This is a genomic window from Butyrivibrio sp. AC2005, assembly GCF_000424145.1.
In the GTDB taxonomy this organism is placed as follows: Bacteria; Bacillota; Clostridia; order Lachnospirales; family Lachnospiraceae; genus Butyrivibrio.
In genome coordinates this window covers 162,297-188,729 of record NZ_KE384138.1, presented here as the reverse complement: position 1 = coordinate 188,729, position 26,433 = coordinate 162,297, and the positions used below count along the sequence as shown (strand labels likewise).

Genomic DNA, 26,433 nt, shown 5'->3' with positions numbered 1-26,433 from the left:
TAGTGCTAATATGTTATAATTCATCTTTGGGGGAACTATAGGGAAAGGGGAAAAAGGATGAAAAAAGTTTTAAAGACATTTTTATTATCTGCTCTAATATGTACTGCAATCATTTTTTCAATGGGGAAGTCGGTTTGTGCAGATGATGGCAAGAGTGATGATGTCCTTGAAGAGAGATCCGGGGAAATAGCTATTACAGGGGAAGGCTACAGGATTAACAGTCTGGATGTCAAAGTGAAAGTTGATGATGATAATACCTATCATGTGACGCAGGATATTGAATATGATTTTTTGACGCCACACCATGGTCCTGTGAGACAGTTTCTGGAGAACCATGTGATACATTATGAGAATTCTTCGCAGGCGGTTTCGGCTAAGGTAAAGGGGCTTAGGGTAAGCTCTCTTGATGCACCTGCATGGATTGCAAAGGATGAGTACGGCGGATCAGGAGCAGAAACCTACAAAAAGGTTTATATCGGAGATAAGAATACGACAATAACGGGGATACATCACTATACTCTATCCTATGTATATGAAATTTTAAGTCCGGATGAATTTGAATTAAATGATATTTTTGAATTTGATATTGTAGGAACGGGCTGGGGACGTAATATTGGCAAGGTGACCTGGGAGATTGAACTGCCGGTTGATATTGAGGAGTCTGACATAATATACAATGTTTATAAACAGACTGAGCCAGGCAAGGGAAAAGTTTTATCTTATACTATGGCAGATAAGGTTATAAACGGAACCTTGCAGGATAACATTATAAGAGGTAGCGAAGAAGGGTATGCGCCCGGAGATTTCCTGCGATTACAGATAAGGTTTCCGGATGGATATTATAAAAAACGTCATTTGAGGCTGGTTGATGTTACGCATTTTCTTGCCACTATTTTTTCAGTGAAACATATGGCTACGTTTGGGGTGATTCTCCTGATTGGATGGAGCTATATTTCCGGAGGGACTTCCGGAGGGAAAGGCTCCGGGTACAATAGCTGGAATAGCAGTGACTATTCAGGTGGTGGCGGAGGTGACTGCGGTTCGTCCGATTGTGGCGGAGGTGACGGAGGCGGAGCCTGGTAAAAGCTGCATTATCACTAAGCTCTTTCATGAGGGGAGTAAAAGACAAAATAGGAAGGATACAATTTATGAAAGCTAAATTTTCATCATACCTTGAGAGCATTGCTCCGAGCCTTAAAAAGCTCATTGATGAGCTCTCAGAGAGTTATGATTACGTAAGTATACTTGCCAGTGATTCCAAGGGCTTTGGAATTCAGGCATCACAGAAGAGTAAACTGATTACTGGTGAAAACCTGACAACAGAGAGAGGCTGCGTTGTCAGAGTTTATAAGGATGGCCTTTACAGTGAATATGCTTTTAATAAGCCGGATGAGGATATTTCAGCTATGTCCGGGAAGCTGAGAGATATCCTTGATGATCAGCTTGCGATTATTAAGAAAACTTCATCTGAGATTTTTGATACTGCAAAGCTGGATGATGAACCGTGTGAACTTTTCACAGAGATGGAAACAGACATTATGCCTGAAGATGTGGACCTGGGAGCACTAATGGTAAAGCTTCAGAGCTACAGTGACAGGGCGATGGCAATGAAGGATTATATGATTGATGCACCTGCATCAGCCAAGTCAACACATATATGCAAGATGTTCCTCACAAAGAACAGAGATATGCGCCAGAGTTATGTTTACACAGAAGGAACAATACTTGCAATAGGTGCTAAGAATGGCAAGAATACCATGACTATTGAGGGTGTTTCCGGAAGAACCGGAGCGGGAATCCTTGAAGGACTTGAGGAGAAGGTGGAGTTGGCTGTAAATGCTGTCGGTGATATGCTTGATGCTTCTCCTGTTGTTCCCGGTGAATATGAGATTATTACAAGTCCTGAGGTTACAGGACTTATCGCACATGAAGCTTTCGGACATGGCGTGGAGATGGATATGTTTGTAAAAGAACGTGCGCTTGGTGCCAGGTACATTGACAAGCGTGTTGGTTCCGATCTTGTGTCCATGCACGAAGGTGCAAACTGCGTTGTTGATGTCGCAAGCTATGCCTTTGACGATGAGGGCACGCTGGCAGGTGATGTTACAGAGATTGATCACGGAATCTTAAGGACCGGTGTCTGCGATGCGCTTGCTGCACTTCGTCTCGGAACTAAGCCCACAGGTAATGGTAAGCGAGAGAACTTCGAGCACAAGGTTTATACCAGAATGACTAACACTATGTTTGACAGTGGAAGTGATTCCAAGGAAGACATGATTGCATCTGTGAAGAAGGGTTATTACCTTGAGGGAATGTTCTCCGGTATGGAGGATCCCAAGCACTGGGGTATACAGTGTATTGTGGCCAGAGGCCGCGAAATCATAGATGGAAAGTTCACAGGAAAAGTTGTAGCGCCTGTAGTTATGACAGGCTATGTACCTGATCTTCTCGGTTCGATTTCAATGGTCAGCACAGACCGCGAGTCCTTCGGTAACGGCGGTTGTGGCAAGGGCCATAAAGAGTGGGTTAAGGTCTCTGACGGCGGCCCATACCTCAAGGCTATAGCAAGACTGGGTTGACCCCCATACTGCCTTCCCCAAGGCTATTGCAAGACTGGGATGCCCCTATACTGCCTTCCCCTTGGGGGGAAGGTGTCAGCGAAGCTGACGGATGAGGGGAAATGAAAGGAAAATAGAAAATGACTGATAAAATTATAGAAATTCTCAAGGCATCTTCAGCTGATGCTTACGAGATTACAGATACAACAACACTCGCCTATGAATTCTATTTTATTAAGCATAAGCTTGATCAGAACAGAGTTCGCGACGTGGAACATATTAACGTCAAGGTATACAAGAAGCTTGACGACGGAAAAATGCTGGGCAGTGCTTCAGGTGAGATTTACCCCACACTATCAGAAGAAGAGATTAAAGAAGAGATAAACAAGCTTATTGACAGGGCAGAGAATGTGAAGAACCCGTACTATGAGCTTAATAAACCCGAGGAATTCGAAGCTTCAAAAGCAAGCGAAGTGAACGTATCTCAGATAGCAGAGAACTTCGTTACAGCAATGAAATCACTTCCTGAGACGGACACAGAGTACATCAATTCCTACGAGATTTTTGCTGAAAAGAACAAAAGACGCTTTGTGAATTCAGAGGGCATCGACATAACCTTTGAGTATCCTTCATCCATGGTTGAGGTTGTGGTAAATGCCAGAGAGGGAGAGCACGAGATAGAGCTTTACCGCATGTATAAGGCAGGAACCTGCGACAGCGAGAATCTGAAAAAAGACATCGCAGAGGTTTTAAAATACGGAAAGGACAAGCTTATTGCAAAGCCTACTCCGAAGCTGGGAAAGGCAGCAGTTGTTTTCCCGACAAGTGATGCAGTTCAGATTTACAGCTGGTTTGTTGAAAAGTGTAACGCGGGATTTATTTACAGTAAGTATTCCGACTGGGAGATTGGAAAGGATATTGCTCCCAAGGCAAAGGGAGACAAAGTAACTCTTAAGTCAGTTAAAAATCTTCCGAATTCCTCCAGGAACTTTGATGTGGATGAGGAAGGCGCAGTAATAAGAGACATGTCTGTTCTTGAGAACAATGTACCGAAGACCTTCTTTGGCGGAAGGAGATTCAGATACTATCTCGGAATTGAAAACTCCTACCTGGCCTGCAATTTTGATATAACCGGAGGCTCCAAAACCGCAGATGAAATCAGAAACGGAAAATACCTTGAGATAGTTGAATTCTCTGATTTTGCTGTGGATGCCATATCCGGTGATATCGCAGGAGAAATAAGACTCGGTTACTATCACGATGGTGACAAGGTGACTCCTGTCAGTGGCGGGTCCATCTCAGGATGCATGAATGATTTTGTAAACGAGATGTATATGTCAAAGGAAAAGCGACAATACGACAACTTCAATATTCCCGCGCTCACAAGACTTGAAAATGTAAGTGTTACGGGAATTGAATAAATCGGAGATTTTTTAACTTTTAACAAAATAATGTCTTCCGATCCATCTGGATAAACCGTCAAGTCCCGGATAAACAATACGCTCGGAGATGTTCTGGTGATCCAGTATGTCGCGGATCTGCCAGCGGAGACTTTTGTCGATGATATATTTGTAGGTATTTTGGGTGTTCTTGTCCAGGAACCCCTCAATATCCTCCATTTCACAGGGGATAACCGAGAAAAAGGAGAACTGATTTACAATTCTCTTGTCGACGGAGGGCGGCTCGATTATTACCATGGAACTGTCGCCCATATCCTCATCATATTGGGCAAGGCTGCTGCAGACATTTTCCATCATATCAATTGAGAACACGGTATTGTTAACACGCTTGCACTCGTTGCGATACTTTTCGGGTAAAAGTCTGTGAAGCTCATGAACGTCAATCTGCCATACAACGCTGTCGTGTTCTGCCATCTTGTCCATATCAATTTCAGATGTTGAAAAGTGAAGAGCTATCAGCAGAGAAAATGACCAGTCCAGAAGTCTTGTGGGAAGACCGTGGTGCTGTCCGAATATCATCTGACTCCAGACAGAGCGCTCAATTGAAGGCTCTTCCAGAGCAGCATACTTTGTAAAATTCCTTAAAATACAAGGCTCAAGCTCTTTTCGCTTATCCTTACAGGTTCTCATCAGACTGGTTACCAGATTAAAATCCGCGTTCGGCATACCTCTGTAAACGAATAAATCCCTGAAACGACCAAGATCATCCCGGTATTCCTGTTCTGAAATCATCATGAAAAGAGAACTGATATCATTGATTTTTACTGTATTAATCATGTGATATTCCTCATTTTTGGAAGCTATGAAACTTTTCCCTAAAATAATGGTAAACATAAAAAGAAGTCTGTTCAATATAGAAAACATGAAGATTTTATAAGGTATTTATTATCGCGAATGTTTGGCGCCGGGAGTGTTTTGGAGAAAATTTTATTATTTATGCATAGAGTTTTCGTGGGTAATTTAATAAAATTATATCGGAATGCAGGATAGCTGTTTTTGGGAAAATAATATAAAAGAGAGGTAAATGGTTATGGCTGAGCTTGGTTGTGTTAAAACTAAGGATTTCGAAATGGATTATTGTAAATTCGGACATGGAGATAAGATATTTGTAATCCTCCCGGGGCTTACTGTTCAAAGCGTTATGGGTGCTGCTGATGCTATTGAGGGCAGCTATAATACTAAGGCGGACGAGTATACTACCTATGTTTTTGACAGAATAAAAGTTGTTCCCGAGGGTTATGCCATAGAGGATATGGCCAGGGATACCGCGGATGCTATGAAGGAGCTGGGACTAAAGGATGTGTATATGTTCGGAGCTTCTCAGGGAGGAATGATAGCCATGGTTATTGCTATGGAATATCCTGAGCTTGTGAAAAAGCTGGCTCTTGGTTCTACATCCTCGCATCTTCAGCCACAGCAGCAGGCGGTCTTTGATAAGTGGATAAGCCTCGCAGAAGCAAAGGATGCACAGGGATTGTATCAGGAATTCGGAAAAGAAATTTATCCTGAAAATGTATATGAGCAATTTAAGGATTATTTTAATGATGTAAGCAAGACAGTAACCGATGCCGAGCTGAAGAAATTTGTCATTCTTGCAAAAAGCATTAAAAAAATCAATGTCACTGATGGTTTAAAAAAGATAAATTGTCCGGTTCTTGCACTTGGAGTTTATGAGGATGCGGTCCTTGATTCTGACGCTACAATGGAAATTGCAGAGGAGCTTGACTACAGGCCGGATTTTAAGCTTTACATGTACATCGGCTACGGCCATGCAGCCTTCGATACTGCACCCGATTACAGAAAAAGAGTATTCGAATTTTACGAGGAAAATGAATAATTGATGAGTAAAAGCATATGGGCGGACTTGTATTTTTTTGTTCGCCCATATATTATGTTTTGATGTATGAATTTTATGCTATTATTGTATAAAAGTCTTATGCCTCTGATGAGGCAACTATTTTCGCTACACTTATGGGGGAAGTATGGCAAAGAATTTTGGTCAATCATTTAAAATGACGCAGACGGGCTTTCTTACATCAAAGTCCGGTAAAACATTTATCAGAATTTATTTCTCAAGACCACGGTCACTTAGAGAGGAAGATACCGCCGAAGGTATTATTCCCGGCTACAAGATTCTTAAATCTGACGGATTTGCGGAGGATGAAATTGCGGCACTGGAATTCTATCTCAAGCATAACCGCGAAGAAATAGTAAAGCGCGCCAAAGCACTCAGCAACCCGCTAAACTGGCTGTGAAAATAAAGAAAGAAGAGGTTAACAAATGGCACTTATAAAGAAGCCCGTAACTGGAATGAAGGATATTCTCCCTGAGGAGATGAAGCTTAGAGACTATGTAATAGGTATAATCAAGGACACCTATGCAGGCTTTGGATTTACTTCCATTGATACTCCCTGCGTTGAATCCCTGGCAAACCTTAACAGCAAGCAGGGCGGAGAGAATGAGAAACTCATTTTCAAGATTATGAAAAGAGGAGAGAAGCTTAAACTTGAGAGCGCAAAGGAAGAGAACGATCTCACTGATTCAGGACTTCGTTATGACCTTACAGTTCCGCTTGTAAGATATTATTCCAATCACCAGAACGAGCTTCCTTCACCCTTTAAGGCGCTTCAGATGGGATATGTATGGAGAGCTGACAGACCTCAGAAGGGAAGATATCGTCAGTTTATGCAGTGCGACATCGATATCCTCGGTGAGCCTACAAACCTTGCAGAGATAGAGCTTATCCTTGCTACAACAACTACCCTTGGAAGACTTGGCTTTAAGGGCTTCCAGATCAGAATAAACGAGAGACGCATGCTCAAGGCTATGGCTGCCTACAGCGGATTCCCGGAGGAATCTTATGATTCAGTTTTCATCACCCTTGATAAGATGGATAAAATCGGCTTAGAGGGTGTTGCAGAGGAGCTTGAAAAGGACGGCTTCTCCAAGGAGAGCATTGATAAGTATCTTAACCTTTTCAAGAATGTGGAAGGAAAAGGTGCTATTGACGGAATCAGATTCCTCGCAGATGAGCTTGGCGAATTCCTTGAGGCTGACGTTAAGAATAACCTTGAGGAGATCATTTCAAGTGTTGATGCTACAAAGAGCGCGGAATTTGAGCTTGTTTTCGATCCCACACTTGTTCGCGGAATGTCATATTACACCGGAACAATTTTTGAGGTTGCAATGCCTCAGTACGGCGGAAGCTGCGGTGGCGGCGGACGTTATGACAAGATGGTTGGTAAGTTCACAGGACAGGATACTCCTGCTTGCGGATTTTCAATCGGCTTTGAACGCATCATTATGATCATGATGGATGAAGGCTTCAAGATTCCCGATGAAAAGGGGAAGGTTGCATTCCTTGTTGAAAAAGGAATCGGCGGTGAGCAGCTTTCAGAGATTATTGCCGAGGCTCAGAAGGAAAGATCCGAAGGCAGACAGGTACTCGTTGTTCGTATGAATAAAAACAAGAAATTCCAGAAGGAACAGCTTACCGCACAGGGCTACGCTGACTTCAAGGATTTCTATAAGACTGAGCTTAAGCACTAATAATGGAATAAAGTTTCCTCCTAAGGAAATGGATATATTTAATAAAGTTTCCTCCTAAGGAAATAGATATATTTAATAAAGTTTCCTCCTAAGGAAATAGATATATTTAATAAAGTTTCCTCCTAAGGAAATAGATATATTTAATAAAGTTTCCTCCTAAGGAAATAGATATATATTTAATAAAGTTTCCTCCTAAGGAAATGGATATATTTAATAAAAGTTTCCTCCTAAGGAAATGGATATATTTAATAAAGCCTTCCCCCTTGGGGGGAAGGTGGCGCGAAGCGCCGGATGAGGGGACTGGTTTTAGGCAAAAAAATGAGAATCAAAAACAAAAAATACGAAATAGACATGACTAAGGGGGCTCTTCTTCCGAAGATTCTCCTTTTTTCCATTCCACTTTTATTATCAAGCATACTTCAGCTTCTTTTTAATGCGGCAGATATCGTGGTTGTCGGACAATTTTCAGGTGACATCGGTGCAAACTGTGTTGCTGCCATAGGCTCCACAGGAGCTGTTATAAACATGCTCCTTAGTGTGTTTATGGGACTCTCTGTCGGAGTAAATGTCCTTGCCGCCAGATACTTTGCAGCCAGACAGGAAAAGGAGATGGAGGAAACCGTACATACTACAATAGCGCTTGCCCTTATAGGCGGCGTTATTATTGCTGTAATAGGAATTATTGCTGCAAGACCGATCCTGGAACTCATGGGATCACCGGAAGAAGTTATAGATTTATCGACATTGTATATGCGTATATATTTTATCGGAATGCCGGTTAATATGCTGTACAATTTTGGTGCAGCTGTGCTTCGCGCGGCAGGTGATACCAGGAGACCACTGTATTATCTTATGAATGCCGGAGTAATCAATGTCATTCTGAATCTTGTGTTTGTAATGGGCTTTAAGATGAATGTTGCCGGTGTTGCACTTGCGACAATCCTTGCACAGACAGTATCAGCATTTTTTATAGTAAAGGCACTTGTCACAGCAAATGAGATATACCGGCTTGATATTAAGAAGATTCGGGTTGATGCTGACAAGGCAAAGAGAATCATTCGTGTAGGTTTACCTGCTGGATTGCAGGGTACAATCTTTTCCTTTTCAAATGTTCTGATTCAGTCCTCCATCAATGAATTTGGTTCTGTGGCTATGGCAGGAAGTGCGGCAGCGGCCAATATTGAGGGCTTTGTTTACATGGCCATGAATGCCGTTTACCAGGCCTGTGTATCCTTTACAAGTCAGAATGTGGGTGCCAATAAGCCTGAGAGAATAGGTAAGGTCTTAAGAACCTGTCTTGCGATTGTGGTCATTGTCGGAGCTTCCATGGGTAATATCTTCTATCTGTTTGGTTCTCAGCTGGTGGGTATTTATACCAAGGAGCCTGCCACAATACAGTATGGAGTTCAGCGTATGGCTGTTATCTGCACCATTTACTTTCTCTGCGGAATCATGGATGTAGTCTGCGGAAGTCTCAGAGGAATGGGCTATTCCACAGTGCCCATGATAGTATCGATTGTTGGAGCCTGCGGCCTCAGAATTGTGTGGATACTTACTGTTTTCAGGATGTATCACGATCTTACGGTTTTGTATATTTCATATCCCGTAACCTGGATAATAACAGCTACAGCCCACTTTATCAGTTATTTTATTATAAAGAAAATTGTTGTCTCAAAGATGGGAGACGGAAAGGCAGTAACAACATAAATGTCCAAATATAAAGCAGTCATTTTTGACCTTGACGGAACACTTTTATATACGCTTGAGGATTTGAAAAACAGCGCAAATTACGCACTTGAAAAGCATGGCATGGCTACCTGCTCTTTACATGAGGTGCAGTACAGGGTCGGTAACGGCGTTCAAAAGCTTATGGAGAGATGCGTTCCCGATGGACTTGATAATCCTTTGTTTGAGAAGGTCTTTTCGGATTTTAAAGAACACTATAAAATACACTGTAATGATAACAGCGGGCCATATGACGGAATTCCGGAGCTGTTAGATAAGCTTAAGGACAATGGCTATAAGCTGGCGATCGTATCCAATAAATTCATGGCTGCGACAAAAGAGCTTGCTGACCTTTACTTTAAGGATACCATTGATGTTGCTATCGGTGAGACAAAGGACATTCGAAAAAAGCCTGCACCGGATACGGTTATAGAGGCTATGAAAAGCCTCGGTGTAACAGCTGATGAATGCATTTATGTTGGTGATTCGGATGTGGACATAAACACAGCAAAGAATTCCGGGATGCCCTGCATATGCGTGGAATGGGGCTTTAGAACACGAAAAGAGCAGGAAGAAGCAGGTGGCACAATTTTCGCACAAAAACCAGGTGACATTTTCAACATAGTTGAAAGTAGCAAACAATAAAACTAACAAACAATAAAACTAACAAACAATAAAACTAACAAACAATAAAACTAACTTTATAGCAAAGGATGATATGATTATTCTTTATGCCTTCCCCTTAGGGGGAAGGTGTCAGCGAAGCTGACGGATGAGGGGTAAGGAGGAAATAAACTTGCAACAAAACATAATACAGTTAGTGGTTCTGATACTGCTTGTATTTTTATCGGCATTTTTTTCATCTGCAGAGACAGCCATGAGCTGCGTGAGCAGAGTAAGGATCAAGACTCTGGTGGATGAAAACAACAAAAGAGCCATAAGAGTCCAGAAAATTCTTGATGAGTATCAGGATATGCTCTCCGCAATTCTTATCGGAAATAATATAGTTAACCTATCTGCATCGGCACTTGCGACTATTTTTGTTCAGAGAATCTGGGGTGACTGGGCAATAAGTATCGGTACCGGTGTTCTCACAATTGTTGTTCTGATAATCGGTGAGATCATTCCCAAGACAATAGCGACTACAAGTGCTGAAAATCTGGCTTTGTTCTACGGAGCTGTAATTCTTTTTATAATGAAGGTTCTCTCACCTGTTATATGGATTGTAAATGCGGTTGCGGATATCGTCCTTAAGGTGCTGCGAGTGGACAAAAACAGTCACACGCTCATGACAGAAAACGAGCTTAAAACCTACGTTGATGTAAGCCATGAGGACGGAGTAATAGAGAGCGGCGAAAAGGAAATGATTTACAACGTGTTTGAGTTTTCAGACGCTGTTGCAAAGGATGTAATGATTCCTCGAATCGATATGGTGTGCGTTAGTGCAGATGCTGAGTACCATGAGGTTATGCGTGTTTTCAAACAGGAGATGTACACCAGAATTCCGGTCTATGAGGATAATCAGGATAATATCATCGGTCTTATCAATATTAAGGACATTGTTCTTGTATCGGATAAGGACAATTTCAAGATCAGTGATTACCTGAGAGAAGCATATTACACCTATGAATATAAAAAGACCGCGGATCTTCTTATGGAGATGCGGAAAAACTACCAGAATGTTGCGTTTGTCTTAAGTGAATACGGTGCAACCGTCGGAATGATAACTCTTGAGGATCTTCTTGAGGAGATTGTCGGTGAGATACGTGATGAGTACGATTCCGATGAGGAAGAGCAGATTCGCGAGCTCGGTGACGGACGTTTCATTGTAGAGGGTAACATGAAGCTCGATGATGTAAACGATGCTCTGGGAACTGCTTTTGATTCCGATGACTATGATTCCATTGGCGGACTTATGATTGAGAGTCTGGACAGACTTCCCAGAGGCGGCGAGACCACAAAGCTTGAAAACGGTGTTGAGCTCACAGCCAACGGAATCAAGAGAAACAGGATTACTGATGTCCTTGTTTACATACCTGAAGGCGCTTTTGAAACAAAGGAAAATACTACTGATTCAGAGTCATCTTCCGATGATGCTGCAAAATAGAAAAATAGCTACAATAAAGCTTTTTCTACTAATTAAAAAGTGCTTTTCGCAGGACTCAAATTATGATATACTACTGAACTGTGGAAAACTATTGTTTTTCTGTATTAATCCTGAATGAAAAGGAGACGAGATATGAAGCACGTAAAGACACTTGCAACAAGAAATCTTAAGGAGTCTATGAAGAAGGGCGGCTGCGGAGAATGCCAGACATCCTGCCAGTCTGCTTGCAAGACTTCCTGCACTGTTGGTAACCAGAGCTGCGAGCAGGTTGCTAATAAGTAATAGGTGTATTTAACTAAATAGTTCTAATAAAACAGGCAGCGGCCATGCCGCTGCTTGATTTATGAAAACTATGCTAAATACATTTTTTTCTATGGGGAAGTCTTATTTTAAATTTCAATTAGTAAAGGTAGTGAGAATTTTATATGGTACATGCATACAAGAACAACGGCTATGATATTGTTCTGGATGTAAACAGTGGTTCCGTTCACGTAGTGGATGACATTGTTTTTGATCTTATTCATCCCGTGGAGGAACAATTGATTAAGCGCTTTAAGTCTGCTGATATTACTGCAGAGGGCGCAGACGCTGTAAGTGATGAATCGCTTTTGCCTGAGCTTGTTAATGAACTTTCAGAGAGCTTTTCACAATACAGTAAGGAAGACTTAAGTGATGCGATTTCCGATATACTTGAGCTTCGCAGAGGCGAGGTTCTTTATACGGATGATGTATACGAGAATTACGTTGAGGAATTTAAGGAAAGAGATACCGTGATCAAGGCTCTGTGCCTTAACATCGCACATGACTGTAACCTCAGATGTAAATACTGCTTCGCAGATGAGGGAGAGTATCACGGAAGAAAGGCTCTTATGACCGAGGAGGTCGGTAAGGCTGCTCTTGATTTTCTTATTAAGCATTCAGGTGGCAGAAGGAATCTTGAGGTTGACTTCTTTGGCGGGGAACCGCTTCTTAACTGGGACGTTGTTAAGAAGATAGTTGAGTACGGACGAAGCCTTGAGAAGGAACATGATAAGAACTTCAGATTTACTCTGACAACCAACGGAACTCTTCTTACGGATGAGATACTTGAATTTGCCAATAAGGAGATGGGTAACATCGTCCTTTCAATAGACGGACGCAAGGAAGTTAATGATAAGATGCGTCCGATGCGTGGCGGACAGGGAACCTATGATAACATCGTTCCCAAGTTTAAGAAAGTGGCAGAGAGCCGTCATCAGCTCAGATATTTTGTAAGAGGTACATTTACACACAATAATCTGGATTTCTGTGAGGATGTTAAGCATCTTGCAGACCTTGGCTTTAAGCAGATTTCTGTAGAGCCTGTTGTGGCTAAGCCCGAAGACTGGTACGCTATCAAGGAGGAGGATATCCCTTATCTTTGTGAGCAGTATGATGAACTTGCGAAGTTCTATCTTCAGAGACAGAAGGAAGGAAAGGGCTTTAACTTCTTCCATTTCAACATAGACCTTGAAGGTGGTCCGTGTGTTGCCAAGAGACTTTCGGGATGTGGATCGGGATGTGAATATCTTGGTGTTACACCTTGGGGTGATCTTTATCCCTGTCATCAGTTTGTCGGTAACGAAGACTTTATTATGGGTAATGTTTTTGAAGGAATCACAAGACCTGATCTTCAGAAACAGTTTAAAGAGAGCAATGTGTACTCCAGACCTGAGTGTCAGAAGTGCTTTGCAAGATATTATTGCAGCGGAGGTTGTGCTGCAAACGCCTATAATTTCAATGGCGATATAAATACAACCTATCATACGGGATGTGAGCTTCAGAGAAAGCGTATCGAGTGCGCTATCATGATCAAGGCTGCACAGGCCGAATGAGTATAACGGAGGGTGAAAAAATGAAAAGAGTAAAATCAGTAGTCGCTTTACTTGTAGCATTATTGCTGCTTGGCGGTCTCGGTTACACATCAGTGTACGGCCTTGGAAGCGATAAGTCAGGATCACTTAAGAGTATCAATCTCGGACTTGATCTTGCAGGTGGTGTAAGTATCACCTATGAAGTACTTGGTGATGGAACACCCAGTGCTGAGGATATGTCAGATACAATCTATAAGCTCCAGCAGCGTGTAGATCAGTACAGTACAGAGTCACAGGTATATCAGGAAGGTTCAAACCGAATCAACATCGAGATTCCCGGTGTTACGGATGCAAACAAGATCCTTGAGGAACTTGGACAGCCCGGTAACCTTTACTTCATAGCTCAGACTGACAGTGAGGGAAATGATAACTATACATACAACTCAGGCTTCACTCAGGATGAGGATGGTAACTATGTTCTTTCCGGTGATGGTGAGATCGGATACGTTCTTAACAAGACTATCGAAGAACTTGAAGCTGACGGCTCCATCGTTCTTAAGGGTGAGGACGTAGCTAATGCAGAGGCAGGCTACCAGAACTCCGGTACAGCTAATACTCAGGAAGTAGTTGTATCACTTGAGTTCACAGACAATGGTAAAAAAGCATTTGCCGAAGCTACAAAGAAGGCATATGCCAACGGCGAGTCAATCGGTATCTACTATGACGGTGAGTTCATTTCCGTTCCTACAGTTCAGGCTGAGATTACTGACGGAAGAGCAATCATTACCGGTGAGAAGACCTTTGAAGATGCATCAAACCTTGCATCAATGATTCGTATAGGTGGACTTAAGCTTCAGCTTAACGAGCTCCGTTCAAATGTAGTAGGTGCTCAGCTTGGTTCAGATGCTATTCACACAAGTATGATTGCAGCTATCGTTGGTTTCATTGCAATCATCCTGTTCATGATCGTTGTTTATAAGCTGCTTGGTGTTGCAGCGAGTGTGGCTCTTGCATTCTATTGCGGACTTGAGATTTTACTTCTTTCAGCATTTGAGATTACACTTACTCTTCCCGGTATCGCAGGTATCATCCTTTCAGTAGGTATGGCCGTTGATGCCAACGTGCTTGTATTTGCACGTATCAGAGAAGAAATCGCAGGTGGTAAGGATGTTAAGGCAGCTATTAAGGCTGGTTACGGAAAAGCCCTTTCAGCTATTCTTGATGGTAACATCACAACACTTATTGCTGCTGTAATTCTTAGAGCTCGCGGAACAGGTACAGTTCAGGGCTTTGCTTCAACACTTATGCTCGGTATCTGTGTATCAATGTTCACAGCACTTTTTGTTACCAGAGCAATCACAAATATCTTCTATGGTCTTGGACTTGAGGATAAGAAGTGGTATGGACAAGCAAAAGAGCTTAAGCTCTTCGACTTTACAACAAAGAGAAAACTGTTCTACGGCATTTCCGCAGCAATCATTGTAATCGGATTTGTTGTAATGGGTGTTAACTCCGGAAGAGGAGAGGGCGCTTTCAACTACAGTCTTGAATTCGTAGGTGGTACATCTACAAGCGTAACCTTCAATGAACAGTGGACAACAGAGAAGCTTGATGCAGAGATTGTTCCGAAGATCAAGGAGCTCACAGGTGTTGGTTCCGTACAGGTTCAGACTGTTGCCGGATCCAATCAGGTTATCTTCAAGACAGTTACACTTACTGTTGATCAGCGTGAAGCTGTAGACAATATGTTCAAGACTGATTACTCAGTACCTGCAGACAGCATTGCAGCTGAGAGTATCAGTTCAACAATAAGTAATGAGATGCGAGCAGACGCTATTGTAGCTTTGATCATTTCACTTGTACTTATGCTTGCATACATCTGGATCAGATTCAGAGATATAAAGTTCGGTGCTGCAGCAATCATTGCTCTTGCACATGATACACTTATTGTTATTACATGCTATGCACTTACAAGAATTCAGGTTGGTGGTACATTCATCGCTGCAGTTCTTACAATTATCGGTTATTCAATCAACGATACAATCGTTACCTTCGACCGTATCCGTGAGAACCGTATATTCCTGAATCGTCAGGATCAGCTTGAAGAGCTTGTTAATAAGTCAGTAAGCCAGACAATTACACGAAGCTTGTTCACATCAATAACAACCTTCATCATGGTTCTGGTATTGTTCATCTTCGGTGTGCCGGATATCCGCTTCTTTGCACTTCCTCTTATGGTCGGTGTAGTAGCAGGTACATATTCATCAATCTTTATCGCATCACCGATATGGCTTGATCTTAAAAAGAAATTCACAAAATAAATACTGAGGGGCTGCCGCACATGCGGCAGCCCATATTATTTTGAGGTAAGTAATGGCAAAATGGCTTATTGTGCGCAAAGGCGCAGATTTTGACAGGATAGCGAGAGAACATGGTATATCACCTATCGTTGCGCGTATATTGAGAAATAGGGATGTGTTTGAGGATGAGGATATTGAGATGTATCTTCATTCGGATGAGAAGTATCTTCATGATCCGCATCTTCTGAAGGATATTGATCTTGCTGCAGATATTATGAAGGAGCGTATTGAAGCAGGTGATGCTATCAGAATCATCGGTGACTACGATGTAGATGGAATCTGTTCATCCTATATCCTTTTATCAGGTATCAGGCTTTGCGGTGGTAACGCAGATGTGGTTCTTCCTCATAGAATTAAGGATGGATATGGTCTTAGCATAAATCTTGTGGATAAGGCTTATGCTGATGGTAAGAAGACAATTATCACCTGTGACAATGGCATTGCAGCGATAGAGCAGATAGCTCATGCAAAGGAATTAGGAATGACTGTAGTAGTCACTGACCATCATGAGGTTAGTTATTTGGAGGAAGATAAGGAAAAGATGATTCTTCCACCTGCTGATGCTGTAGTTGATCCTAAGCGCAAGGATGATGAATACCCTTATCATGAGATTTGCGGAGCAATGGTTGCTTTTAAGTTCATACAGGTCCTTACAGAGAAGATGGGGATGACTAAAGATGCAGAACTGAGCCATTTCTTTGATGAGATGTCAATCTTTGCAGGATGGGCGACAGTATGCGATGTAATGCCGCTTAAGGATGAAAACAGGGTTATTGTTAAGAAGTCCTTTGAGTGCATATCAAGAACCGGTAATCTTGGACTGCAGGCACTTCTCAGGGCTAATGAAATAGATCCCTTCAGAGTCAGCTGCTACATTTATGGCTTTGTAATCGGTCCCTGTCTTAATGCTACGGGAAGACTGGATTCAGCTATGAGAGGCCTTGAGCTTCTTACTGAGACAAATCCCAATGCTGCAGCGGAGATAGCCCTTGAGCTTAAAGAGCTGAATGACAGCCGTAAGGATATGACCCAGCAGGGCAAGGATGAAGCTATGGAAATTATCGACAGGTATGGGGAAATTCTTCCGGATGTACTTGTAATTTATATGCCTGAGCTTCATGAGTCTCTGGCGGGTATTATTGCAGGAAAAGTGAGAGAGGAAGTTAATCACCCTGTATTTGTATTAACAGACGCCGGAGAGGGACTTGTAAAAGGCTCAGGAAGATCGATTGAAAGCTACCATATGTTTGATGCTCTTAGTGAATGCAGGGATCTTCTTACAAAGTATGGCGGACATAAAATGGCCGCTGGTTTTTCACTTCCTAAGGCCAATTTAGAAGCCTTTAGAGATAGATTAAATGAGAACAGTAAGCTGGTTGAGGATGATTTTAAAGAGATAATACGTCTTGATATGGAGCTGCCTATTAGATATATTTCGATGAATCTTCTTAAGGAGATAGAGACACTGGCTCCATTTGGACAGGGTAATCCTGAACCTGTTTTTGCAGCAAGAGACGTAGAGCTTATTAAGGGACGCATTATGGGCAGAAATGCCAATGTTGCCAAAATAGTAATAAGGGATCCTGAGGGACAGAGCTTTGATATGATGGTATTTGGAAGTCTGTTCGAAAGGTGGAATGAATTTCTTGATAATAATTTTGGATCTGAGCAGAGAGAAAAGCTATATAACGGAGCATTTCATGATAAAATGTTAGTTAAGATTGCTTATCAGCCCAAGATAAATGAATTTAGGGGAGAAGAAAGCGTTCAGGTTGTATTAAAGGATTTTTGTTTATGAAAAGTATGAAACGAAACAGATTAACTAAATACGAATTGAATAAAAAAATCTCCATAAACCACAAAACACACGCTCTTTGGGAAGCGTGTGCCTGCGGTTTCTTATGAGGGGGAGATAGTTAGTTCATCAACTATCTTGGTTATAATATACAATTAAAATGTGAACTAATTGTGTTCAAATACTTAAGAAAAACAGTAGATTTATTTAGGAAAATCTTAAGAAATTTATTAAAAGGAGGAGAAGGGGATATGAAACTGGAGAATCTTCTTAAAAAACTGGATTATGATGCAACTGTCGGAAACACCGGAGACAAGGCAGATGTGGCATCTGTAGAGATTACAGAGGTAGTAAAAGACAATAGAAAGGTCACAGAGGGATGCCTTTTCATATGTATTGAGGGTATGAATTTTGACGGACATTCAGCTGCGAAGGAAGTAGCTGAGAAGGGCGCTGCTGCAATCGTTGTGGAGAAGGATGTTGAGCTTCCTGAAAATTCATCGACTGTAGTAGTCAAAGTAGAAAGTACCAGATATGCAATGGCATTTATCTCTGCCGAGTGGTTCGGAAATCCTGCAGAGAGTCTTAAGACAGTTGGAATAACCGGAACAAAGGGAAAGACTACAACAACCTATCTTATAAGAAATATGCTTGAGGATGCAGGACATAAGTGCGGCCTTATCGGTACTATTGAAGTCATTATAGGTGATGAGCATATTCATGCCGAAAATACAACTCCTGAGTCCTATGAACTCCAGGAATACATGAGAAGAATGGTGGATGCAGGATGTGACACAGTTGTCATGGAAGTTTCTTCACAGGGACTAATGCTGCATAGAAGCCAGGGATTCATTTATGACATTGGTGTCTTTACAAATATTGAGCCTGATCATATCGGTCCCGGAGAGCATAAGGACTTTGATGACTATATGCACTGTAAGGGTCTTCTTTTCAAACAGTGTAAAACAGGTATTGCCAATGCAGACGATCCGAGAATGGAAGATGTTACCAAGGGACATACCTGTGAGCTTACAACCTATGGCTTTACAGAGGATGCTGATCTTCGTGCTATCAATCTGGCATATCTTCATAAGCCTGGCGAACTTGGCGTTATGTTTGACACAACGGGAATAGTAGAGATGCATGCGCAGGTTCCTACACCAGGCAGATTCAGCGTATACAATGCACTTTGCGCAATTGATGTAGCTAAACACCTTGGCTGTGATGATGAGACAATCGCAGCAGCACTTAAGAAGGCTCATGTAAAGGGCAGAATCGAAATGGTAAAGGTATCTGATGATTTTACACTTATGATCGACTATGCTCACAATGCGATGGCACTTAAGAGTCTGCTAAGCACTCTCCGTGATTATCATCCGACTCGCCTTATAAGCGTGTTTGGTTGTGGCGGAAACCGTTCAAAGCTCAGAAGATTTGAGATGGGTGAGGTCAGCGGAAAGCTTGCTGATTTCACAATCATCACATCCGATAATCCGAGATTTGAAGAGCCTATGGATATCATGAATGATATCGAGACCGGAATGAAGAAGACAGACGGCGAGTATATTAAGATTGAGGATAGAAAGGAAGCTATACGTTATGCCATAGAGCATGGCGAGCATGGTGATATTATCGTACTTGCAGGTAAAGGCCATGAGGACTACCAGGAGATAAAGGGCGTTAAGTATCCCATGGATGAGAGAGTGCTTATTCAGGAGATTTTAAAGGAGATGCAGGCAAAGGCTTGATGGAGACAGGGAGCTTATCTTTTGCAAATATAATAATCGATATCTCCCACGAGAAAGTGGACAGACCTTTTCAATACATAATTCCTGACAGACTAAAGGATAAAATATGTATCGGAAGCTGCGTCAGTATCCCCTTTGGAAGAGGTAATACCAAAAGGCTGGGTTATGTAATAGGAATTACTGATAAACCTGAGTTTGACCCTGAGAAAACCAAGGAAATACTTGATATTACTGAGGGCGAGATGTCTGCAGAGGGTATAATGGTGCAGCTTGCGGCCTGGATGCATAAAAACTACGGCTCTACAATGATAAATGCCTTAAGAACCGTAATTCCGGTAAGAAAAAAATCCAAGGCGCTGGTTCATCGCTACATAAGTCTGCAGATGTCAGAGGAGGAAGCAAGGAGTCTTTTTGATACCTGTGTTAAAAAGCATCAGGTGGCAAGAGCAAGACTTCTTGAAGCCTTACTTGAAAATCCGTCGGAGAGGATTCCTTACGAGCTTGTGACAGGCAAACTGAATGTCACTTCTGCTGTCATCAGAGCTCTTTCTGAAAAAAACGTAATAACAATAGAAAGTGAAGAATATTACAGAAATCCTGTCGGAGAAGTAAATGTCAGGAAAAAGGATATAACTCTCAGTGATGAACAGCAGAGTATTGTTAATGAAGTAATATCTGATTATGATGCGGGAAAACGAAAAACCTACCTGATACATGGAATTACCGGAAGCGGAAAGACCGAAGTCTACATAGAGATGATAGATGCTGTTATAGCAAGGGGGAAACAGGCTATTGTGCTTATTCCCGAGATAGCGCTCACCTATCAGACACTTATGCGCTTTTATCGCCATTTTGGAGAGAGAGTTTCGGTCATGAATTCGACACTTTCTCCCGGAGAAAAATACGATCAGGCACAGCGCGCCAAGGAAGGTGATATTGATATCATCATTGGTCCAAGGTCTGCGCTGTTTACACCTTTTCCTAATGTGGGACTCATAATTATCGATGAGGAGCATGAGACTTCGTATAAGAGTGAGACAATGCCCAAGTATCACGCCAGAGAGACTGCAATTGAACTATCAAAGCTGGTTCCGGGAGGCGCAAGCGTAGTTCTTGGCTCAGCGACTCCTTCTCTGGAGGCTTACTATAGAGCCAATAAGGGTGAATATAAACTGTTTGAACTAAACAGGAGACTTACGGGAGGAGCACTTCCGGAGGTAGAAATTGCCGATTTAAGGGAAGAATTAAGATCCGGCAACCGCTCTATTTTTAGCAGGAGTCTTCAGGAAAAAATGCAGGAAGCATTGGATACTGGGCATCAGACAATGCTTTTCATAAACAGGAGAGGACTTGCGGGATTCGTATCCTGCAGGTCTTGTGGTTATGTGTTTAAGTGCCCTCATTGTGATGTTTCAATGTCGGAGCACAGGGGCGGAATGCTGGTATGCCATTACTGTGGTTATTCGCAGCCTGTATCCAGAACATGTCCTGAGTGTGGATCCAAATATGTGTCTGCTTTCAGAGCAGGAACTCAGCAGATAGAAAAAGAGGTCAATAAGCTTTTTCCCAATGCAAGAGTACTAAGAATGGACGCTGATACCACAAGAACCAAGGGGAGTTATGAAAAAATCCTGTCTGCTTTTGCATCTGAAGAGGCTGATGTTCTTGTGGGAACTCAGATGATAGTAAAAGGCCATGATTTTCCTAATGTAACTCTTGTGGGTATACTGGCTGCGGACATGTCACTTAATGCAGGTGATTACAGGGCAGGGGAGAGAACCTTCCAGTTACTTACACAGGCAGCGGGAAGAGCAGGACGAGGAACTCATCCCGGAAATGTAGTAATTCAGACCTACCAACCCGACAATTACGCAGTTATAAGTGCTGCAGCTCAGGATTATAAGGCTTTCTATGAGGAGGAAATCTCCTACAGGAGTCTTCTGAGATATCCGCCCGCAGCTCATATGCTGGCTATCCAGATATGGGCAAAGGATGAGAATTTCGGAAAAGAAAAAGCCAACATGCTCAGAGCATATATTGACAGAATGCGCGTTCAGAATACAATAATCATTGGTCCTGCGATGGCAGCGATAAGCAAGATAAATGATATTTACCGCATGGTTATTTATGTGAAAAATGAAGATTTTGATGCGCTTACAGATATAAAGGATATGCTTGAACAGGTACTGGATGAATGGGAGAAAAAGGGCATAACAAAGCAGCTTCAGGTGCAGTTTGACTTTGATCCCATGAATTTTATGTAATGTATTTTACAACTGTGATATACTGAGATGTAAAACTAAAAGGTATATATTAGAAAGGCATAGAAGATATGGCACTTAGAGAAATCAGAGAATATGGTGATGATGTACTCGCACGTCCGTGCAAGGAGGTTAAGGAAATAACTCCCAGGATTCGCGAGCTGATTGATGATATGTTTGACACAATGTACGACGCAAACGGCGTTGGACTTGCAGCTCCTCAGGTTGGAGTTTTAAAGAGAATCGTTGTTATCGATTGCTCACCTGAATGTGATGATCCTCATCTTCTTATCAATCCTGTAATCCTGGAGACATCCGGTGAGCAGACAGGCTATGAGGGATGCTTATCACTCCCGGGAAAATCAGGAGTCGTTACAAGACCTAATTACGTAAAGGTAAGGGCTTATGATATTGACATGAAGCCTTTTGAACTTGAAGGAACAGAGCTTCTTGCAAGGGCTATCTGCCACGAATGCGATCATCTTGACGGCCACATGTACGTTGAGAAGGTTGAAGGTGAGCTCGTCAATAACGAGGATCTGCAGCAGCCGGCAGAAGAAGAATAAGAGCTACCTTTGAATTAAGATTACTTGAGGGGTACGGAACTAACCGTTTTATGAAAATATGAGTAGAAAAAAAGCAAAAAGCAGTATAGCAGGCTATGTAATTTTAATTATTTTTTCTATATTATTGCTTGTTTATTTGGGAATATCAGTTTATTTCATGAGCCATTTTTTATTTAATGTCTATGTAAATGATATTTCTGCTTATAAAATGACGGCAAAAGAGATAGAAACAGAGGTGACGTCGGGACTTAGAAAATATACCCTTACAATACAGGGAAGAGGCGATATCACAGAGGTTATTTCCGCTGATGATATTAATCTTTCTCTGCGTATGGACGGGCAGTTTGACAGGGCACTTAAGGAACAGAATCCGCTCCTGTGGCCGGCATATCTTTTTAATGAGACCCACCTTACTACAGACAATATCGTAGTTTATTCAAAGGAAACAGTAGAGAAAAAAATTGATGAACTTCAGTTTTTTGCTGCTGAAAATATCATAGAACCTACGGATGCGTATGTTTCGGAGGAATCCGGTGAGGATGGCTTCTATATAATTCCCGAGAATTACGGACAGTCACCTATCAGGGAAATCGTAATTGATAAGATATGTTCCGCAATAGATGTACTTGAGCCTGGGGTTACACTGGATGATGAGTGCTATAATGCACCTCAGATTTTTTCGGATAATGCGGAGCTTACGGCTTTATGTAATAACCTGAACACCTATTGTAAGGCTTCCATCACTTATGAGTTTGGCGCGGATACAGTTGTTGTAGACGGCACCAAAATCAAGGAGTGGTGCAACATAAACGGAACAGAGGTAAGTCTTGACGAAGCGAAGGTAAAGGAATTTGTAAACAGTATTGCAAGGCAGTACGACACCTTCGGAAAAACCAGAACAATCATCTCTCACAGTGGAGAACAGGTAACAGTTGAGGGAGGCGATTACGGCTGGTGGATGGACAGAACCACAGAAACAAGTGAACTTATCGCTGCTATTAAAAACGGTGATAAGGGAACCCGTACGCCTGTATATTTCGGAACAGCAGCAGCTTACGGTGAACAGGATTACGGCAATTCCTATGTTGAGATAGACCTCACAGCTCAGCATCTGTGGGTTTATAAGGATGGTCAGGTTGTTGAAGAATCTGACTTTGTTTCTGGCTGCGTAAATAAGCAGAGAATAACACCAAGAGGAACCTATGGCATCACCTATAAGGAAAGAGATGCGACTCTTGTGGGAGAAAACTATTCCTCACCTGTTAAATACTGGATGCCCTTTAACGGCAATGTTGGAATGCACGATGCAAGCTGGAGATCACAGTTTGGCGGATACGATTATATCTTAAACGGTTCACACGGATGTATAAATCTTCCCACAGAGAAAGCGGAGAAGATATTTGAGATAGTTGAAAAGGGTGAGGCAGTTCTGGTTTACGGAGGAATTACATCACCTGTTCCTGTTGTGGAGCGGGAAGTTGTTGATCCTGCAACCGGGGAAGTGAAGATAGTTAAAAAGCCCGTCATCAATGGCAAAGTTCCCGGTGAGAGTGAGGAAGCAGCTGCGCAGCAGAACACTACAGAACAGAGTACCACTGAGCAGGCTCCTGCAGAAGGAACTTCGGAAGCAACAAGTCCTGCCACAGAGCAGACGCCTGCAGAAGGCCAGGCGGCACCTGAAGGCCAGACAGCTACAGAAGGTCAGACTACCACTGAAGCTCAGCCGGCTACAGAAAATCAGGCTACGCCTGAAGCGTCAGCTAATACAGAAGGAGAGGCTGCAAGTGGTGAGGGTGAAGCCGCACCGGCAGAATAATTACCAAGGAAGGCACTTTTCAGATGGCCAAAAAGGAAAGGTCTAATTTTAAAAAAATATTTTGGATGCTGTTTTCCATACTTCTTGCGGTACTTACTGTTTTGGCTATTTTTAGGGAAAGCAGATCACTTTCGCTACCCAGGCTGTTTGAAGTGGTAGCGGGAGGAAATAAGCTATACCTTACTATTTCAATTCTGTGCGCTACAGGGTATGTCGTTTTTGAAGCGGTGGCTATTTGCTCGATACTTAAGGGTATAAACTATAAAAGGAGTCTTAGGGAAGGTATTTTATACAGTACTTCGGATGTATATTTTTCGGCAATTACACCTTCTGCGACAGGAGGACAGCCGGCAAGTGCATATTTTATGTATGAGGATGGAATTCCCGCGGGAGTTGTATCTGCGACACTTATTTTGAATCTGATGATGTATACAGCAGCAATCGGATTTCTGGGAATAGTTGCGATAATTCTTAATCCCGATTTCTTCAGGGAATTCGGGCAGGCGCCCAGAATTTTGATAATGGTGGGATTTGTAGTATTAATCTTACTTATACTGTTTTTCTTTACTCTGCTCAAGGATAGTGATAAGCTGTTTGATCTGATTAAGCGTATTGTTCTTTTTTTTCAGAAAAAGAGCAGACATTTCGAGGGAGAGCAGCTTTTAGAAAAAATAGAAAAGGCGCATAAAGACTACGGAAACTGTGCCAAAATGTTTGCCGGTAGAAATGATATTTTACTGAAGGCATTTTTATGGAATGTTATTCAAAGAGCTTCTCAGATAGCGATACCGATGTTTATGCATCTTTGCCTTGGCGGTAACAGTAGGGATTCAATAACGCTGTTTTCAAAGCAATGCCTTATTACTATTGGCTATAATTTTGTTCCGATTCCCGGAGCCATGGGAATTGCGGATTATATGATGATAGATGGATTTTCCAATATCATGACACATGAAGCAGCATTGCTGCTCGACATGGTCAGCAGGGCTGTTTCGTTTTACATTTGTGTGACTATAAGCGGCCTGATAACACTTGGAGGATACTTATGGAAAAAGAGAGAAAGATGATAGGTGTTTATGATTATACGATTATTCTCACTTATCTTTCTACAATATCAGGTGCCCTTGGCATAATTATCACCATGACGGGAATAGGACATCCTTACGGTGGTACGGTTTTCCTTATGGCATCAGGGCTCTTTGATGCCTTTGACGGAAGAGTTGCAAGGACAAAAAAGAACAGGACAGAGTTCGAGAAGAACTTTGGTATGCAGATTGATTCCCTGTCTGATCTTATATGCTTCGGAGTGTTGCCTGCTTCAATCGGAATTGCACAGCTTAGAATAAACGGTGCTTTCAGAGATGTTATAAGAGGAAGCATGAATACCGCTAAGACATGGATGGTCATTATCCTTTTGTCTATCGCAGCATTCTATATTCTTTCAGCACTTGTGAGACTGGCTTATTTTAATGCTACTGCAGCTGAGAGAGCAGAGCAGAAAAAGGCACTTGGAAAAGAGTACTATACAGGCCTTCCGGTTACAGCTTCAGCACTTATATTTCCGCTTACACTTATCATTCATTACTTTACAATTGCGGACCTTACATTCTTTTATTTCTGGATGCTTTTGATTGTTGGAATTCTTTTCATAGGTAATTTCAAGATTCCCAAGCCTGGATTAAAGCTGATTTTAGTTGGAGTTGTTATAGGTATCTTTGAGTTTGGTGCAACTGTTTTCATCCTGGTGACGAATTTATGATTACACTTGAATTATTATATAAAACAAAAATTGGAAGAATTTTACTTAAGCCCTTGACCATCAAGCCCCTGTCAGATCTGGCAGGAAGACTAATGGATTCACGGGCTTCTGTGCTTTTTATAGAACCCTTTGTGCAAAAAAACGGCATAAGGAAAGAGGACTATGTTCTTGAGGATATTCATTCCTTCAACGATTTTTTCTGCAGGAAAATAAAGAGCGGACTAAGGACTCTGTGTCCTGACGAAAACGCAGTAATTGCGCCTTGCGATGGCTATCTTAAGGTTTGCAGGATTACAAACGGGACAGTTCTTAATGTTAAGCAGAGCAGATTTTCCATAAGAACGCTCTTACGTGACAAAAAGCTTGCTGATAGTTTTGAAGGCGGATACTGCTTTGTCTACAGACTGTGCGTAGAGCATTATCACAGATATATTTATTTTACCGATGGCTTTAAGATGCCTGACCGTAGCATAAGAGGCTTTTACCACACTGTGCGACCTGTAGCTCTTGAGGAAATACCTGTGTTTACTGAAAACAGCAGGCAGTACTCTGTGATCGACAATGATAAGCTGGGCAGATGTGTCCAGATGGAAGTCGGAGCCATGCTGGTAGGACGAATAGTCAACGAGAAGCCCGGCGCAGGCAAGGTTATAAAGGGCGCAGAAAAGGGCCATTTTGAATTTGGTGGTTCTACCATAATAGTTCTCATCCCCAAGGGCAAAATGAAACCTTCAAAGGAACTCCTCGACAATTCCCGAAACGGTAAAGAAACCCCTGTAAAGATGGGAGATGCCGTCGGTGTTGGACATTTGTTGGACAATTGAGTTTACAATGTCATTAAAGAACAAAGCAAGCTCACATTTTTGTGTGAAGCTTGATGAGTTTTGGGACTTCCCT

At 42.1% G+C, this 26,433-nt stretch carries 21 protein-coding genes; 20 read left to right on the top strand and 1 reads right to left on the bottom strand.

Translation table 11 applies throughout. The features are described 5' to 3' along the window. Positions 1 to 57: 57 nt before the first annotated feature. From G602_RS0120890 to G602_RS0120880, 3 genes are all read left to right on the top strand, one after another. Positions 58 to 1,083, top strand: a complete 1,026-nt coding sequence (locus tag G602_RS0120890) for a DUF2207 domain-containing protein (protein ID WP_026660768.1) — start codon at positions 58 to 60, stop codon at positions 1,081 to 1,083. A 65-nt stretch (positions 1,084 to 1,148) separates the two neighbouring features. Then, the gene (locus G602_RS0120885; protein ID WP_026660767.1) at positions 1,149 to 2,579 is read left to right on the top strand and encodes a TldD/PmbA family protein; all 1,431 of its coding nucleotides are present in this window, start codon (positions 1,149 to 1,151) and stop codon (positions 2,577 to 2,579) included. Between the two features lie 119 nt (positions 2,580 to 2,698). Beyond that, the gene (locus G602_RS0120880; protein ID WP_026660766.1) at positions 2,699 to 3,979 is read left to right on the top strand and encodes a metallopeptidase TldD-related protein; all 1,281 of its coding nucleotides are present in this window, start codon (positions 2,699 to 2,701) and stop codon (positions 3,977 to 3,979) included. A gap of 12 nt (positions 3,980 to 3,991) precedes the next feature. On the opposite strand, the gene G602_RS0120875 is transcribed toward G602_RS0120880, so the two are convergent. Then, positions 3,992 to 4,795, bottom strand: coding sequence for an FRG domain-containing protein (locus G602_RS0120875; protein WP_026660765.1), 804 nt, complete (start codon positions 4,793 to 4,795; stop codon positions 3,992 to 3,994). Between the two features lie 253 nt (positions 4,796 to 5,048). Here G602_RS0120875 and G602_RS0120870 point away from each other — a divergent pair, with 253 nt between their 5' ends. From G602_RS0120870 to G602_RS0120790, 17 genes are all read left to right on the top strand, one after another. Then, positions 5,049 to 5,855: an alpha/beta fold hydrolase gene (locus G602_RS0120870; RefSeq protein ID WP_196808738.1), complete on the top strand. Its 807-nt coding sequence runs from the start codon at positions 5,049 to 5,051 to the stop codon at positions 5,853 to 5,855. 145 nt (positions 5,856 to 6,000) lie between these two features. Continuing rightward, positions 6,001 to 6,273, top strand: coding sequence for a hypothetical protein (locus tag G602_RS0120865; RefSeq protein ID WP_026660763.1), 273 nt, complete (start codon positions 6,001 to 6,003; stop codon positions 6,271 to 6,273). A gap of 25 nt (positions 6,274 to 6,298) precedes the next feature. Then, a complete protein-coding gene (hisS, locus tag G602_RS0120860; protein WP_026660762.1) occupies positions 6,299 to 7,567 on the top strand; it encodes a histidine--tRNA ligase in 1,269 nt (422 codons plus the stop codon). Between the two features lie 291 nt (positions 7,568 to 7,858). After that, positions 7,859 to 9,274 (top strand): MATE family efflux transporter, encoded by a 1,416-nt coding sequence (locus G602_RS0120855; protein ID WP_242835696.1) that lies wholly within the window; start codon positions 7,859 to 7,861, stop codon positions 9,272 to 9,274. Next, complete coding sequence (locus tag G602_RS0120850; protein WP_026660759.1) at positions 9,275 to 9,937, top strand: HAD family hydrolase; 663 nt, start codon at positions 9,275 to 9,277, stop codon at positions 9,935 to 9,937. It abuts the gene before it with no gap. A 151-nt stretch (positions 9,938 to 10,088) separates the two neighbouring features. Then, entirely contained in the window at positions 10,089 to 11,399 is a 1,311-nt protein-coding gene (locus G602_RS0120845) for an HlyC/CorC family transporter (RefSeq protein WP_155830011.1), read from the top strand. Between the two features lie 132 nt (positions 11,400 to 11,531). After that, positions 11,532 to 11,681 (top strand): six-cysteine ranthipeptide SCIFF, encoded by a 150-nt coding sequence (gene scfA / locus G602_RS27790; protein ID WP_022762634.1) that lies wholly within the window; start codon positions 11,532 to 11,534, stop codon positions 11,679 to 11,681. Positions 11,682 to 11,824: 143 nt separating this feature from the next. After that, positions 11,825 to 13,252, top strand: coding sequence for a thioether cross-link-forming SCIFF peptide maturase (gene scfB, locus G602_RS0120835; protein WP_026660757.1), 1,428 nt, complete (start codon positions 11,825 to 11,827; stop codon positions 13,250 to 13,252). Positions 13,253 to 13,272: 20 nt separating this feature from the next. Beyond that, complete coding sequence (gene secD, locus G602_RS0120830; RefSeq protein ID WP_026660756.1) at positions 13,273 to 15,552, top strand: protein translocase subunit SecD; 2,280 nt, start codon at positions 13,273 to 13,275, stop codon at positions 15,550 to 15,552. A gap of 52 nt (positions 15,553 to 15,604) precedes the next feature. Next, on the top strand, positions 15,605 to 17,389 hold the full coding sequence (recJ, locus tag G602_RS0120825) for a single-stranded-DNA-specific exonuclease RecJ (protein ID WP_026660755.1): 1,785 nt from the start codon (positions 15,605 to 15,607) through the stop codon (positions 17,387 to 17,389). Between the two features lie 248 nt (positions 17,390 to 17,637). Continuing rightward, complete coding sequence (locus G602_RS0120820; RefSeq protein ID WP_026660754.1) at positions 17,638 to 19,134, top strand: UDP-N-acetylmuramoyl-L-alanyl-D-glutamate--2,6-diaminopimelate ligase; 1,497 nt, start codon at positions 17,638 to 17,640, stop codon at positions 19,132 to 19,134. Continuing rightward, the gene (gene priA, locus G602_RS0120815) at positions 19,134 to 21,398 is read left to right on the top strand and encodes a replication restart helicase PriA (protein ID WP_026660753.1); all 2,265 of its coding nucleotides are present in this window, start codon (positions 19,134 to 19,136) and stop codon (positions 21,396 to 21,398) included. Before G602_RS0120820 ends, priA begins: the two co-directional genes overlap by 1 nt. Positions 21,399 to 21,466: 68 nt before the next feature. After that, positions 21,467 to 21,961 carry a peptide deformylase gene (def, locus tag G602_RS0120810; protein WP_026660751.1) on the top strand — a complete coding sequence of 165 codons (495 nt, stop codon included), beginning with the start codon at positions 21,467 to 21,469 and terminating at the stop codon, positions 21,959 to 21,961. A gap of 157 nt (positions 21,962 to 22,118) precedes the next feature. Beyond that, positions 22,119 to 23,777 carry a L,D-transpeptidase family protein gene (locus G602_RS27785; RefSeq protein ID WP_207638182.1) on the top strand — a complete coding sequence of 553 codons (1,659 nt, stop codon included), beginning with the start codon at positions 22,119 to 22,121 and terminating at the stop codon, positions 23,775 to 23,777. Positions 23,778 to 23,800: 23 nt separating this feature from the next. Further along, a complete protein-coding gene (locus tag G602_RS0120800) occupies positions 23,801 to 24,844 on the top strand; it encodes a lysylphosphatidylglycerol synthase transmembrane domain-containing protein (RefSeq protein WP_026660750.1) in 1,044 nt (347 codons plus the stop codon). Further along, entirely contained in the window at positions 24,823 to 25,536 is a 714-nt protein-coding gene (locus G602_RS0120795; RefSeq protein WP_242835694.1) for a CDP-alcohol phosphatidyltransferase family protein, read from the top strand. The genes G602_RS0120800 and G602_RS0120795 overlap by 22 nt, the downstream gene beginning before the upstream one ends. Continuing rightward, on the top strand, positions 25,533 to 26,360 hold the full coding sequence (locus G602_RS0120790) for a phosphatidylserine decarboxylase (protein ID WP_026660748.1): 828 nt from the start codon (positions 25,533 to 25,535) through the stop codon (positions 26,358 to 26,360). Before G602_RS0120795 ends, G602_RS0120790 begins: the two co-directional genes overlap by 4 nt. Positions 26,361 to 26,433: the final 73 nt, after the last annotated feature.

What these genes read in the sequence shown, in the direction of transcription:
- secD (WP_026660756.1), top strand. Translation starts at nt 13,273, where the DNA reads ATGAAAAGAGTAAAATCAGTAGTCGCTTTACTTGTAGCATTATTGCTG.
- G602_RS0120850 (WP_026660759.1), top strand. Translation starts at nt 9,275, where the DNA reads ATGTCCAAATATAAAGCAGTCATTTTTGACCTTGACGGAACACTTTTA.
- scfA (WP_022762634.1), top strand. Translation starts at nt 11,532, where the DNA reads ATGAAGCACGTAAAGACACTTGCAACAAGAAATCTTAAGGAGTCTATG.
- G602_RS0120870 (WP_196808738.1), top strand. Translation starts at nt 5,049, where the DNA reads ATGGCTGAGCTTGGTTGTGTTAAAACTAAGGATTTCGAAATGGATTAT.
- def (WP_026660751.1), top strand. Translation starts at nt 21,467, where the DNA reads ATGGCACTTAGAGAAATCAGAGAATATGGTGATGATGTACTCGCACGT.
- G602_RS0120865 (WP_026660763.1), top strand. Translation starts at nt 6,001, where the DNA reads ATGGCAAAGAATTTTGGTCAATCATTTAAAATGACGCAGACGGGCTTT.
- G602_RS0120875 (WP_026660765.1), bottom strand. Translation starts at nt 4,795, where the DNA reads ATGATTAATACAGTAAAAATCAATGATATCAGTTCTCTTTTCATGATG.
- G602_RS0120795 (WP_242835694.1), top strand. Translation starts at nt 24,823, where the DNA reads ATGGAAAAAGAGAGAAAGATGATAGGTGTTTATGATTATACGATTATT.
- G602_RS0120890 (WP_026660768.1), top strand. Translation starts at nt 58, where the DNA reads ATGAAAAAAGTTTTAAAGACATTTTTATTATCTGCTCTAATATGTACT.
- priA (WP_026660753.1), top strand. Translation starts at nt 19,134, where the DNA reads ATGGAGACAGGGAGCTTATCTTTTGCAAATATAATAATCGATATCTCC.
- G602_RS27785 (WP_207638182.1), top strand. Translation starts at nt 22,119, where the DNA reads ATGAGCCATTTTTTATTTAATGTCTATGTAAATGATATTTCTGCTTAT.
- hisS (WP_026660762.1), top strand. Translation starts at nt 6,299, where the DNA reads ATGGCACTTATAAAGAAGCCCGTAACTGGAATGAAGGATATTCTCCCT.
- G602_RS0120820 (WP_026660754.1), top strand. Translation starts at nt 17,638, where the DNA reads ATGAAACTGGAGAATCTTCTTAAAAAACTGGATTATGATGCAACTGTC.
- G602_RS0120885 (WP_026660767.1), top strand. Translation starts at nt 1,149, where the DNA reads ATGAAAGCTAAATTTTCATCATACCTTGAGAGCATTGCTCCGAGCCTT.
- G602_RS0120855 (WP_242835696.1), top strand. Translation starts at nt 7,859, where the DNA reads ATGAGGGGACTGGTTTTAGGCAAAAAAATGAGAATCAAAAACAAAAAA.
- G602_RS0120790 (WP_026660748.1), top strand. Translation starts at nt 25,533, where the DNA reads ATGATTACACTTGAATTATTATATAAAACAAAAATTGGAAGAATTTTA.
- G602_RS0120880 (WP_026660766.1), top strand. Translation starts at nt 2,699, where the DNA reads ATGACTGATAAAATTATAGAAATTCTCAAGGCATCTTCAGCTGATGCT.
- recJ (WP_026660755.1), top strand. Translation starts at nt 15,605, where the DNA reads ATGGCAAAATGGCTTATTGTGCGCAAAGGCGCAGATTTTGACAGGATA.
- G602_RS0120800 (WP_026660750.1), top strand. Translation starts at nt 23,801, where the DNA reads ATGGCCAAAAAGGAAAGGTCTAATTTTAAAAAAATATTTTGGATGCTG.
- scfB (WP_026660757.1), top strand. Translation starts at nt 11,825, where the DNA reads ATGGTACATGCATACAAGAACAACGGCTATGATATTGTTCTGGATGTA.